This window comes from Azospirillum melinis (genome assembly GCF_013340935.1).
Lineage (GTDB): Bacteria > Pseudomonadota > Alphaproteobacteria > Azospirillales > Azospirillaceae > Azospirillum > Azospirillum melinis.
In genome coordinates this window covers 136,063-147,965 of sequence record NZ_WHOS01000001.1, presented here as the reverse complement: position 1 = coordinate 147,965, position 11,903 = coordinate 136,063, and the positions used below count along the sequence as shown (strand labels likewise).

Annotated in this window: 11 protein-coding genes; 4 read left to right on the top strand and 7 right to left on the bottom strand. The window is 66.7% G+C overall.

The window, feature by feature from the left end; genetic code table 11:
* Positions 1-9: 9 nt before the first annotated feature.
* From GBZ48_RS00675 to GBZ48_RS00645, 7 genes are all read right to left on the bottom strand, one after another.
* Positions 10-759, bottom strand: coding sequence for a hypothetical protein (locus GBZ48_RS00675; RefSeq protein WP_174469217.1), 750 nt, complete (start codon positions 757-759; stop codon positions 10-12).
* Positions 760-812: 53 nt separating this feature from the next.
* A complete protein-coding gene (locus GBZ48_RS00670; protein ID WP_174469216.1) occupies positions 813-2,195 on the bottom strand; it encodes an L-serine ammonia-lyase in 1,383 nt (460 codons plus the stop codon).
* A gap of 215 nt (positions 2,196-2,410) precedes the next feature.
* Positions 2,411-3,685 (bottom strand): serine hydroxymethyltransferase, encoded by a 1,275-nt coding sequence (gene glyA, locus GBZ48_RS00665; RefSeq protein WP_174469215.1) that lies wholly within the window; start codon positions 3,683-3,685, stop codon positions 2,411-2,413.
* A gap of 15 nt (positions 3,686-3,700) precedes the next feature.
* A complete protein-coding gene (locus GBZ48_RS00660; RefSeq protein WP_174469214.1) occupies positions 3,701-4,255 on the bottom strand; it encodes a sarcosine oxidase subunit gamma in 555 nt (184 codons plus the stop codon).
* An 11-nt stretch (positions 4,256-4,266) separates the two neighbouring features.
* Positions 4,267-7,278 carry a sarcosine oxidase subunit alpha gene (locus GBZ48_RS00655; RefSeq protein WP_174469213.1) on the bottom strand — a complete coding sequence of 1,004 codons (3,012 nt, stop codon included), beginning with the start codon at positions 7,276-7,278 and terminating at the stop codon, positions 4,267-4,269.
* A complete protein-coding gene (locus tag GBZ48_RS00650; RefSeq protein ID WP_174469212.1) occupies positions 7,275-7,616 on the bottom strand; it encodes a sarcosine oxidase subunit delta in 342 nt (113 codons plus the stop codon). The genes GBZ48_RS00655 and GBZ48_RS00650 overlap by 4 nt, the downstream gene beginning before the upstream one ends.
* A 10-nt stretch (positions 7,617-7,626) precedes the next feature.
* Positions 7,627-8,880 carry a sarcosine oxidase subunit beta family protein gene (locus GBZ48_RS00645; protein WP_109085702.1) on the bottom strand — a complete coding sequence of 418 codons (1,254 nt, stop codon included), beginning with the start codon at positions 8,878-8,880 and terminating at the stop codon, positions 7,627-7,629.
* A gap of 114 nt (positions 8,881-8,994) precedes the next feature.
* Here GBZ48_RS00645 and GBZ48_RS00640 point away from each other — a divergent pair, with 114 nt between their 5' ends.
* The 4 genes from GBZ48_RS00640 (at position 8,995) to GBZ48_RS00625 (ending at position 11,832) form a co-directional block, all read left to right on the top strand.
* The gene (locus GBZ48_RS00640; RefSeq protein ID WP_174469211.1) at positions 8,995-10,008 is read left to right on the top strand and encodes a GlxA family transcriptional regulator; all 1,014 of its coding nucleotides are present in this window, start codon (positions 8,995-8,997) and stop codon (positions 10,006-10,008) included.
* A 191-nt stretch (positions 10,009-10,199) separates the two neighbouring features.
* Positions 10,200-10,730, top strand: coding sequence for a prolyl-tRNA synthetase associated domain-containing protein (locus tag GBZ48_RS00635; RefSeq protein ID WP_174469210.1), 531 nt, complete (start codon positions 10,200-10,202; stop codon positions 10,728-10,730).
* A 41-nt stretch (positions 10,731-10,771) separates the two neighbouring features.
* Complete coding sequence (gene purU, locus GBZ48_RS00630) at positions 10,772-11,635, top strand: formyltetrahydrofolate deformylase (protein ID WP_174469209.1); 864 nt, start codon at positions 10,772-10,774, stop codon at positions 11,633-11,635.
* 20 nt (positions 11,636-11,655) lie between these two features.
* Complete coding sequence (locus GBZ48_RS00625; RefSeq protein ID WP_174469208.1) at positions 11,656-11,832, top strand: hypothetical protein; 177 nt, start codon at positions 11,656-11,658, stop codon at positions 11,830-11,832.
* Positions 11,833-11,903 lie beyond the last annotated feature (71 nt).

The following is an 11,903-nucleotide window of genomic DNA, read 5'->3' as shown; positions in this document are numbered from 1 at the left end:
GCCTCGCGTTCAAAGAGCGAACAGCACGGCCCCAGGCGTGCGGTCGAGAAGAGCGGCCAACCGCCACTCGAAGCCAATCATACCCCACAGGCGCGCCGGCCGCTCCACCACCAGAAGGTCGCCGCCGGCGTCGAGACTGGCGGCGCTCTGCGCACCGGTGGTCGGCCGAACCGTCGAAAGCCGGACCGGACACCCGCAGTCCAGTTGCCGCAGCCACTCGTCCGTCCGCCCCGGATCGGCGCGCTCGTCGAGAATCAGGTGAACCGACGCGATGGCCGGGAAAAGCCGTCGGGCGATGCTGAAGGACTTCAACTCGCGTGGTGGCCCATCCGCCAGGATGACAATGCTCTGCCCCAGGTGGGACGGCGTCTCGCGCGGCGCCACCAGGACCGCCCCGAATCGCTGCGGATCGGCAATCCAGCAGGACGGCTTGCCGGGCTGCGGCCTGCCGGCCAACAGCAGATCGAACCTCCCGACCGGTGGGTCATGGCTCAGGTCGAGGGCTCCCTCGCCGGGGAGCAGGGCCGCAAGGCGGCGTGCCTGGAGCGCAGCGGTCCGTATCAGCGCGTCGTTGCCATGGTCCTGCTTGAGGACATGCAGATCCATATACCCGCGTGCGCACAGTCCGGCACCCGGCCCGCGGTCCGGAGGTCCGGCCGTGACGGTCACGCCCGGGTTCATCGACAGCAGCCAGCCGCAGGCAAGCACCGGCTCCAAGTCGCCATCCAATGCGGCAAATATCCGGATGCCGTTGCCCATGGGATCGACCTCGGCTGACGACGGCGGGGCTGGCGGCAAGACGGCGGAGAATGTCAGCACTCCGGCAGATTGACCGCCAGCCCGCCCAGGCTGGTCTCCTTGAACTTGGTGCTCATTTCCTCGCCGGTCTGCCGCATCGCCTGGATGCAGTTGTCGAGCGGCATGAAGTGCTGGCCGTCGCCGCGCAGCGCCAGGGACGCCGCGGCCACCGCCTTGGTGGCGCCGATGGCGTTGCGCTCGATGCAGGGCACCTGGACCAGACCGGCAACCGGATCGCAGGTCATGCCGAGGTGATGCTCCAGCGCGATTTCAGCCGCATTCTCCACCTGTTCCGGCGTCCCACCCAGCACGGCGCACAACCCCGCCGCGGCCATGGCGGCGGCCGACCCGACCTCGCCCTGGCACCCGGCCTCCGCCCCGGAAATCGACGCATTGTGCTTGATCAGGCCGCCGATGGCCGCGGCGGTCAGCAGGAAATCGGCGACCTTCGAGGGCTCCGCCCCGGCGCAATGGTCGAGGTAATAGCGGATCACCGCCGGCACGACGCCGGCCGCCCCGTTGGTCGGCGCGGTCACCACCCTGCCGCCGGCCGCATTCTCCTCATTGACCGCCATCGCATAGATGGCGAGCCAGTCGGACGCGACGTGCGGCAGGCTCGAATTGGCCCCGCGCTCGCGCAGAAGTTGCTGATGGATGGCCTTGGCCCGCCGCTTGACCTTGAGGCTGCCGGGCAGCTGGCCATCCAGACTGAGGCCACGCTCGATGCAGCCGTTCATCGCCGCCCAGATGGCGTCGAGCTTCTCCTCCACCTCGGCTGGGGAGCGGACGACGATCTCGTTGGCTAGCTTCATTTCGGCGATGGATGCACCGCTCTCCCGCGCCATCCGCAGCATCGCCGCGGCGTTGTGGAAGGGATAGGGCCAGCCGGCGGCCTCGCTCGCGAACACCGCTGGCGGAGCTTCCCGTTCCGCCGCGGTGACGACGAAGCCGCCACCGATGGAGTAGAAGATCTCCGACAGCGTGACCTTGCCGGCCAAGTCCAACGCCTGGAAAACCAGCCCGTTCGCATGGCCGGGCAGCGGCGGCCCGAAGTCGAAGACCAGATCGGTTTCCGGATCGAAGTCCAGAGCCGGCAGGCCGACCGGGTGCAGCCTCCGGGTCCGCCAAAGCTCGGCGATGCGCTCCTCGGCTTCATCGACATTGAGGCTGTCCGGCCGGTAGTCGAGAAGTCCGAGCAGCACGGCCCGATCCGTCGCATGCCCCTTGCCGGTGAAGGCGAGCGAGCCGTGCAGCCGGACTTTGATCGCCGCGGGTGCGGCATCCGCCGACGCCCGCAGCATGTCGAGGAACCGCACCGCCGCGGTCATCGGCCCCATCGTGTGCGACGACGACGGGCCGATGCCGATCTTGAACACATCGAAAACGCTGAGAAACATCGCGCGCCTCGTCAGAGTTTGTGAGCTTCTGGAAGGTATCATCGGCCGTCATCCCCGCGGCGGCGGGGATCCAGGCTTTCGGTTCAGGCGCTTGAAACGATTGGATTCCCGCCTTCGCGGGAATGACGGCCAAGAGACGCCGATGACGAGATCCGATATGAAGCGGCTCTAGCGTGAAGCATCTCTCGGCAAGACCTGCAAAAACTCACACACTCTCACCCGTAGATCGGGAAACGCTCGCACAATTCGCGGACTTCGCCATGCACGCGCTTCTCTACCTCGGCATTGCCCTCCGGGCCGGCGGCGGCAAGGGCGTCGACGACGGTCAGGATCAGTTCGCCGATGCGGGCGAACTCCGCCTCGCCGAAGCCGCGGGTGGTGCCCGCCGCAGTGCCGAGACGGACGCCGGAAGTCACCGCCGGCTTTTCCGGGTCGAACGGGATGGCGTTCTTGTTGCAGGTCAGGCCGGCCCGCTCCAGCGCGCGTTCGGCGTCGCGGCCCTTCACGCCCTTCGGCCGCAGATCGACCAGCACCATGTGGCAGTCGGTGCCGCCGGACACGATGTCCAGCCCGCCCTTCACCAGCGTGTCGGACAGCACCTTGGCGTTGGTCACCACCTGCGCGGCATAGGCCTTGAACTCCGGGGTCAGCGCCTCACCGAAGGCTACCGCCTTGGCGGCGATGACATGCATCAGCGGGCCGCCCTGGTTGCCCGGGAACACCGCGGAGTTGAACTTCTTGGCCAGTGCCTCGTCATTGGTCAGGATCATGCCGCCGCGCGGGCCGCGCAGGGTCTTGTGCGTGGTGGTGGTCACCACATGGGCATGGGGCAGCGGGTCCGGATACTGGCCGGTGGCGACCAGCCCGGCATAATGGGCCATGTCCACCATCAGATAGGCGCCGACCTCGTCGGCGATGCGGCGGAACGCGGCGAAATCGATCACCCGCGGATAGGCCGAGGCACCGGCGACGATCAGCTTCGGCTTGGTCTCCAACGCCTTGGCGCGCAGGGCATCATAGTCGATCAGTTGGTCGCTCTCGCGCACCTCGTAGCTTACGATGTCGAACCACTTGCCCGACATGGTCACCGGCGACCCGTGGGTCAGGTGGCCGCCATGGGCCAGCGACATGCCCATCACCCGATCGCCCGGCTGGAGCAGCGCCAGGAACACCGCCTGATTGGCCTGGGCGCCCGAATGCGGCTGGACATTGACGAAGCCGGCGCCGAACAGCTGCTTGGCGCGGTCGATGGCGATGGTCTCCACCTCGTCCACGAACTCGCACCCGCCGTAATAGCGGCGGCCCGGATAGCCTTCGGCATACTTGTTGGTGAGGATGGAGCCCTGGGCGGCCAGCACATCCGCCGAGACGATGTTTTCCGAGGCGATCAGCTCGATCTCGTACTTCTGGCGGTTCAGTTCGCGCCCGATGGCCGCCGCAATCGCGGCATCGGTGAGATCGGATTTCGGCAAAGACTGATGACGGGTCATGTGCGTTTCTCTCGATCAGAGGCCGAGCGCGATCTCGCGGCTGACGGCGTGCAGGATTCCCCAGACATGGTCGGCGAAGGAGCGCCAGACCTCGATCCGGAAGCGGTTCGTGTCCTCGCGGATCAGGACGATCTGCGCCTTGTCGAAGAGGGTGCGGCAGCCGGTGCCGACCGCCATCGCCTCGACGTCGAAGGCAATGGCCGAACGCAGGGCGAGCGCCGCGGCCTCCCCCTCCACCAGGATGCCGACCTCGCGATGGCCGATATCGACAAGGCTGTGCGTTTCCCCAAGGGCGGCGAAGGCATCCGCGATGCCGTCGCTCTCGGCGACAGGCGCCGTCAGCACCCACTCGTCGGGGCCGAGTTGCAGAGCCATCCGGCCGCCGGCCTCCACCATCCCGCCGATGCGGGTGGGAAGCGGCATGCCGAAGGCGGCCCCGGCCGCCTGGATGGCGGCAGGATCGATGCGCAGGCTGAAGCGGGCGACGTCGTCGGCCGCGCGGATGGTCAGCTTGCTTGCGGTGTCGCCGGTGATCGTCTTGCCCAGCAACGGGTGATTGGCCAGAAGCATGGGTAAGCCTCCTATGCGCTGAGACGCTTGTTCTCGGGATCGACGAACACCATGCCGGCGATGGTCGCGGAATGGACCTTGTCCGGCATCGGCACATGCACGGTCTTGCCCTGCAGGGACCGGCCGCCCTGGATCACCGCAAAGGCGATGGACCGTCCCAGCTCGGCACTCCAGTAGGACGAGGTCACATGGCCGACCATGTCCATCGGCACCGGCTGGTTCGGGTCGAGGACGATCTGCGCCCCCTCCTCCAGCACGGTCTTCGGATCGCTGGTCAGCAGGCCGACCAGTTGCTTGCGGTTCGCCGCCAGCATGTCCGGGCGAGACAGGGACCGCTTGCCGACGAAATCCGGCTTGGTCTTGCCGACGGCCCAGGACAGGCCGGCATCGTCCGGCGTCAGCGTGCCGTCCGTATCCTGCCCGACGATGATGTAGCCCTTCTCGGCGCGCAGGACGTGCATCGTCTCGGTGCCGTAGGGGGTGATGCCGAAGCGCTGGCCGGCCTCGAACAGTTTTTCCCACACCGCGCGGCCGTAGCGGGCCGGCACGTTGATCTCGAAGCCGAGTTCGCCGGTGAAGGAAACGCGGAACAGCCGGGTCGGCACGCCGCAGATCTTGCCGGTCGCCACCGCCATGTGCGGGAAGGCGCCTTCCGACAGGTCGATGCCCTCGACGAACGGCTCGATCAGCTTGCGGGCATTCGGACCTTGCAGCGCGATCACCGACCATTGCTCGGTGGTCGAGGTCAGCCAGACCTTCAGGTCGGGCCACTCGGTCTGGATGTAATCCTCCATCATGCCCAGCACGCGCGCCGCACCGCCGGTGGTGGTGGTGACGTGGAAGCGGTCCTGGGCCAGACGCCCGATCACGCCGTCGTCGCGGATGAAGCCGTCCTCGCCCAGCAGCAGGCCGTAGCGGCAGCGGCCGGGGGCCAGCTTGGTCCAGGCGTTGGTGTACATGCGGTTCATGAACTCGGCGGCGTCGGGACCGACAATCTCGATCTTGCCGAGGGTGGAGGCGTCGAAGATGCCGAGCGACGAGCGCACCGCCTTGCATTCGCGTGCCACCGCCGCGTGCATGTCCTCGCCGACCTGCGGGAAGTACCAGGCACGGCGCCACAGCGACACCGGCTCGAACACCGCGCCGTTCTCCTCGGCCCAGCCGTCGATCGGCGTCTTGCGCGTCACCTCGAACAGCGCGCCCTTGTTGTAGCCGGCGAAGGTGCCGAAGCTGGTCGGCGTGTAGGGCGGGCGGAAGGTGGTCAGGCCCACGGCCGGGATCGGGCGCTTCAAGGCATCGGACGCGACGGCCAGACCGTTGATGTTGGATGTCTTGCCCTGGTCCGTCGCCATGCCGTTGGTGGTGTAGCGCTTGATGTGCTCGATGGATTTGAAGCCTTCGCGCACCGCCAGCCGGATGTCCTTGGCCATCACGTCGTTCTGGAAATCGACGAACGCCTTGGCATGGCCCGGATCGAGGTCGGTCGGCAGCTCGCGGCCGGTAACCCCCGTGAAGGACAGCTCGCCCTCGACATGGTACGAGGCCGGTTCGGCGCCGAACCCAGCCCCAGACCCGGCATCCGCCGCGGCGGCGGCACCGGCGGCAGCACCGTCCTCGAAGGCGGCCTTCAGACTGAAACGGCCCTTGCCGGCGCCGGCCAAGCGGCACTCCTCCTTGCCACGGCCGGGCAGGAACATCTGGCCGTCCTCGTTCCAGGTCAGCGACCCCTGGGTATGTGAGAACAGATGGATGCTGGGGGTCCAGCCGCCCGACATCAGCAGGGCATCGCAGGCGATGGTCTCGGCGCCGCCGACCTTGCCGCCGGCGCCGACCGGATTGACGCGCACCGAGGAGACGCGCAGCCGGCCCTTGGTGCCGGTGACGGTCCAGCCGATCAGCGTCCTGATGCGCAGCGCATCCGCCGCCGCCACCAGCTGAGTCGGAACGGTCCCGCGGACATCGACGATGGCTGCAACCTCCACCCCCGCCTTCGCCAGATCAAAGGCGGCATGCCAGGCACTGTCATGGCTGGTGACCGCGACGACCCGGTTGCCGACCTTGACGCCATAGCGGTTCAGGTAGGTGCGCGCGGCCCCGGCCAGCATCACGCCCGGCCGGTCGTTGCCGGCGAACACCAGCGGCTTTTCGATGGCGCCCTGGGCCAGCACCACCTGCTTGGCCCGCACCTTCCACATCCGCTCGCGCGGGGCGCCGTCCGGCACGATGCGGAGATGGTCGGTCAGCCGCTGGCAGAGGCCGACGAAATTCTGATGGTAATAGCCGATGGCCGTGGTGCGCGGCAGCACGGTGACGTTCGGCATCGCCGCCAGCGCCGCGTTGGTGTCCTCCAGCCAGTCCCAGGCCAGTTGCCCGTTGATCTCGGCCGACGGCTCCGACAGCAGCGAACCGCCAAGCTCCGATTGCTCATCGCACAGGATGACCGACGCACCGCTGCGCCCGGCTTCCAGCGCCGCGGCAAGGCCGGCGGCACCGCCACCGACGACCAGCACGTCGCAATGGGCAAAGCGGCTGGCATAGGTGTCGGGATCGGGGGCGGTCGGCGCCTTGCCCAGCCCGGCGGCGTTGCGGATGACCGGCTCGTAGACCTTGTCCCAGAAGCTCTTCGGCCACATGAAGGTCTTATAATAGAAACCGGCCGAAAACAGCATGTAGAGCGCGTCGTTCACCGCGCCGATGTCGCGGGTCAGCGACGGCCAGCGGTTCTGGCTCTCGGTCTTCAGCCCCTCGAAGACCTCCAGCACCGTCGCCCGCGTGTTCGGCTCGAACCGCCCGTTGCCGCGGTTGCTGCCGACCAGCGCGTTCGGCTCCTCCGACCCGGCGGTCAGGATGCCGCGCGGACGGTGGTACTTGAAGGACCGTCCGACGAGATGGACGCCATTCGCGAGAAGAGCGGACGCCAGTGTGTCGCCCTCAAAGCCATTGTAATCCACGCCATCGAAAGTGAAGCGGAGCTGACGGCTGCGGTTGACCCTGCCCTTACCGGCAATGCGGAAATTGCTCATGGACGTGCATCCTTGACGCTGGCAGCGGAGTCGGCGGCGCTGGAGGCAAGTGCGATCTCCTCGTCGCTCGGACGCGGAGCCCCGGCCTTGTAGGTCATGGAGAATTTGTCGGTCACGGTGTCGCGCACCGCGTTGAAGAAGCGGCCGCAGCCGTGCATGTGGCGCCAGCGCTCGAAATGCCGGCCGCGCGGGTTGGTCCGGATGAACAGGAAGTCGCGCCACTCGTCGTCGGACAGGACGGAGGGGTCCGCCGGTCGCGCGATGTGCGCCTCGCCGGCATAGGCGAACTCCACCTCCGGGCGCTCTGCTTCGCAATAGGGGCAGCGGATGAGCAGCATGATCGTCTCCTCAATGCGCGACGGCGGCGGCGGCAGCCTCGTCGATCAGCCGCCCGGTCTTGAAGCGCTCCAGCGTGAAGGGCGCGTTGATCGGGTGCGGCTCGTCGCGGGCGATGGTGTGGGCGAAGACGTTGGCGGAGCCCGGCGTCGCCTTGAAGCCGCCGGTGCCCCAGCCGCAATTGACGTAGAGCCCCGGCACCGGCGTCTTGCCGATGATCGGCGAGCGGTCGGGCGTGACGTCGACGATGCCGCCCCATTTGCGCAGCATGCGCATGCGGTTGAAGATCGGGAACACCTCGCAGATCGCCGCGACGGTGTGCTCGATCAGCGGCAGACCGCCGCGCTGGCTGTAGGAGGTGTACTGATCGGTGCCGGATCCGATGACCAGTTCGCCCTTGTCTGACTGGCTGATGTAGGCATGCACCGTGTTGGACATCACCACGCAAGGGAAGGCCGGCTTGATCGGCTCCGACACCAGCGCCTGCAACGGATAGCTTTCCAGCGGCAGCCGGACGCCGGCGGTGTCCATCACCACCGAGGTGTTGCCTGCGGCCGACACCGCGACCTTCTTGGCCTTGATGAAGCCGCGGGCCGTCTCGACGCCGGTGACGCGGCCGGAGGCATCGCGGCGGATGGCGGTCACCGGGCAGTTCTGGATGATGTCGACCCCGCGCGCCGAGGCGGCCCGCGCATAGCCCCAGGCAACCGCATCGTGGCGGGCGGTGCCGCCGCGCCGCTGCAACGCGGCCCCCATCACCGGATAACGCGCGTTAGCGGCGATGTTCAGCGGCGGGCAGTATTCCTTGGCCTGCTCAGGCGTCAGCCACTCGTTGTCGATGCCATTCAGGCGGTTGGAGTGGATGTGGCGCTTGAAGCTCTGGATGTCATGCACCGTGTGCGCCAGCATCATCACGCCGCGCTGCGAGAACATGACGTTATAATTCAGTTCCTGGCTCAGCCCTTCCCACAGCTTCACCGCATGCTCGTAGAGCCGGGCACTTTCGTCGTACAGGTAGTTGGAGCGGATGATGGTGGTGTTTCGGCCGGTGTTGCCGCCGCCGAGCCACCCCTTCTCCACCACCGCGACGTTGGTGATGCCGTGTTCCTTGGCGAGATAATAGGCCGCACCCAGACCGTGCCCGCCCGCGCCGACGATCACGACGTCATATTCGGATTTCGGTTCCGCATCGGGCCATTGGGGCTGCCAGTTCTTGTTGCCGGTCAGCGCGTTGGTCAACAGCGAGGAAAATGAGAAGCGGGTCATGGCAGCACCGCGAAGTTCAATGTGCTGACAGTATCGGGAGGCGACCCTTCGTTGGACAGAATGGATGCGTCAGTTTAATGTCACCTGTGCGACGGTGCGTCCGCCGGAGGTCACATGACAGTCATTGCCAGGACAAACGCCACCAAGCCGGGCCGGTTTCAGGATCGCCCCGCCGCACCGCGCCTGTCCGTCGGCTTCGTCCTCGCCCACCGCTTCACGCTGTGTGCCTTCGCCAATTTCGTCGACGTGCTGCGGCTCGCCGCCGACGAGGGCGACCGCAGCCGGCCGATCCTGTGCGAGTGGGCAGTGCTCTCGGACCAGATGCGGCCGGTGGCGTCGAGCTGCGGCATGCTGATGCAACCGACCGAGCGGTTAGGCGACCCGGCAAAGTTCGACTACATCGTCGTGATCGGCGGACTGATCGACGAAATCTCCAACCTCAGCCCCGACTACATCCGCTATCTCCGTCAGGCGGCGGCAGCGGGAATCCCGCTGGTCGGCGTCTGCACCGGCGCCTTCATTTTGCAGCGGGCCGGGCTGATGGACGGCTACCGCTGCTGCATCAGCTGGTTCCACCATGCCGACTTCCTGGAACAGTTCGACGGCATCACGCCGGTGTCGGATCAGATCTTCATCGTCGACCGCGACCGGCTGACCTGTTCGGGCGGCACCAGCTCGGCCCATCTCGCGGCCCATCTCGTGGAAAAGCATGTCGGGCGGGCCCAGGCGCGCAAAAGCCTGCACATCATGATCATCGACGACGCCCTGCGCGGGGAGAAGCCGCAGCCGGGCATCCCGCTCGACTTCTCCACCAATGACGAGGTGGTGCGGAAGGCGCTGCTGCTGATGCAGCAGAACATCGACGTGCCATTGTCGGTGGCGGAGATGGCCCGCCGGCTGGGGGCGGCCCGGCGCCAGATGGAGCGGCATTTCCAGAACGCACTGGGCATGACGCCGACCGAGGCCTACCGGATCATGCGGCTGGAGCATGCCGAATTCCTGCTGCGCAACACCGAGCAGTCGGTGACGGAGGTCGCCGCCGCCGTCGGTTTCTGCGATTCCTCGCACTTCGTCCGCGCCTTCAAGGAACGGCGCGGCATGACGCCGTCCGTCTTCCGCAAGGGCTGAGACTCCGGCAGGGACTTTGCCACGGCCGCTCCGTTCAACGCCGGTGACGCACCCGTACAATCGGCGGGTGGATCCTTTCGCCATGCTGCGTCCAACGGAACGGTCGGGCGCGCAACCATCCACGGTGCCCTCGACCCGCACTGCGGCATTCCGCCTTCCGCGGCCTGCCGGACTCAACAAGGATGGCGACCATGCTCGACGACAACGACACCCTGCAGATGCACTGGCGTGAGGCCGGCATTCCCGAAGAGCTGTGCCGGGAACTCGCCCTGGCGTCGGCGCCGATGCGCCTGCACGCCCATCCGCCGGTGCGCACCGTCGCCGATGCGGAGGAGCATTGGCGCAGCGTTCCCGGCGTGCACACCAAGAACCTGCTTCTGAAGGATGCCAAGGGCGTGCTGTGGCTGGTGGTGCTGCCGCATGACCAGTCGGTGAACATGAAGGAGCTGGCGCCGGTCATCGGCTCGGCCAAGCTGTCCTTCGCCTCGCCGGTCACTCTGGAGCAGGTCCTGTCCATCGAACCGGGCGGGGTCAGCCCGCTGGCATTGGTGGCGGACAAGGAACATCGCGTCCGTCTGGTGCTGGAACGCCGCGTCCTGGCCGGCGACACCGTCAATTTCCACCCGATGACGAACCGCGCGACGCTGTCGATGCATCCTGACGACCTGTCGGCCTTCCTGGGCCGGCTCGGCTATGAGCCGATCATCGTCGACATCGCCTGACCAGTCCTCCCCCGGCCAAATCCTTAGGCGAGAGATCTGCGATGCGTCCCAATCACAACCTCTTCTATATGAACGTCAGTTGCCTGAGCCGGCCGGGGATCATCTCCGCCATCTCCACCTATCTGTCCGACCGTGACTGCGACATCATCGAAAGCGCGCAATTCGTCGATCACGACGGCGAGCATTTCTTCCTGCGGATGGCCTTCGACGCTCCGGAATCGATCCACAGTGAAGCCGCCCTCATCGAAGACCTGCAACCCATCGTCGGGCGCTTCGGGATGACCCTGACGCTGCGGGATGCCCGGCGACGGCCGAAGATCCTGATCATGGTGTCGAAGTTCGGCCATTGCCTGAACGATCTTCTGTACCGCCACAGCATCGGGGCGCTGCCGATCGACATCGTCGGCGTCGTCTCCAACCACGACGCCTTCCGGTCCCAGGTCGAATCGCACGGCATCCCCTACCACCATCTCCCGGTTTCTCCCGGCAACAAGCGGGAGCAGGAACTCCGCCTGATGGAGATCGTGGAAACGAACGACGTGGAACTCGTCGTGCTCGCCCGCTACATGCAGGTTCTCTCGCAGGAGCTCTGCACGCGGATGGCCGGGCGGGTCATCAACATCCACCACAGCTTCCTGCCCAGCTTCAAGGGGGCCAAGCCCTATCACCAAGCCTACAAGCGCGGCGTGAAGCTGATCGGCGCCACGGCGCACTACGTCACCGACGACCTCGACGAAGGACCGATCATCGAACAGGAGGTGGCGCGCGTCGATCACTCGATGTCGCCCGACGATCTGGTCGCAATCGGCCGCGATGTCGAAAGCGTCGTCCTGGCCCGCGCCATCCGTCTGCACATCGAAGCGCGCGTCATGCTCCACGACCATCGCGCAATCGTCCTGCGGTAATACGAAGGAGGCTAGCGATCTTGCAACTCATCGACGAAAACGCCACCCAGGCGATCCGCCGCGCTTTCGCATCGGGCGGCGTCGCCGCCGCGGTGCAGGAGTTGCGCCGGCATGTCGTGATCGAGGATGAACGTATGGCACTCGCCACCGTCGAAGCTTTTCTTGCCAGTGTCCACAACGGCGACACCCGGCTATAAGGCCGCTGTTCCCGCCTTGTCGGGACTGTCAGGCTCCGACATGCGGGCATTTCTCCCCCTCCGGCGGATCA

Bases quoted from the DNA above. Each gene is read 5' to 3' on its own strand.
- GBZ48_RS00670 (WP_174469216.1), bottom strand. From the start codon at position 2,195: ATGTTTCTCAGCGTTTTCGATGTGTTCAAGATCGGCATCGGCCCGTCG.
- GBZ48_RS00645 (WP_109085702.1), bottom strand. From the start codon at position 8,880: ATGACCCGCTTCTCATTTTCCTCGCTGTTGACCAACGCGCTGACCGGC.
- GBZ48_RS00640 (WP_174469211.1), top strand. From the start codon at position 8,995: ATGACAGTCATTGCCAGGACAAACGCCACCAAGCCGGGCCGGTTTCAG.
- GBZ48_RS00675 (WP_174469217.1), bottom strand. From the start codon at position 759: ATGGGCAACGGCATCCGGATATTTGCCGCATTGGATGGCGACTTGGAG.
- GBZ48_RS00655 (WP_174469213.1), bottom strand. From the start codon at position 7,278: ATGAGCAATTTCCGCATTGCCGGTAAGGGCAGGGTCAACCGCAGCCGT.
- GBZ48_RS00660 (WP_174469214.1), bottom strand. From the start codon at position 4,255: ATGCTTCTGGCCAATCACCCGTTGCTGGGCAAGACGATCACCGGCGAC.
- GBZ48_RS00635 (WP_174469210.1), top strand. From the start codon at position 10,200: ATGCTCGACGACAACGACACCCTGCAGATGCACTGGCGTGAGGCCGGC.
- glyA (WP_174469215.1), bottom strand. From the start codon at position 3,685: ATGACCCGTCATCAGTCTTTGCCGAAATCCGATCTCACCGATGCCGCG.
- GBZ48_RS00650 (WP_174469212.1), bottom strand. From the start codon at position 7,616: ATGCTGCTCATCCGCTGCCCCTATTGCGAAGCAGAGCGCCCGGAGGTG.
- purU (WP_174469209.1), top strand. From the start codon at position 10,772: ATGCGTCCCAATCACAACCTCTTCTATATGAACGTCAGTTGCCTGAGC.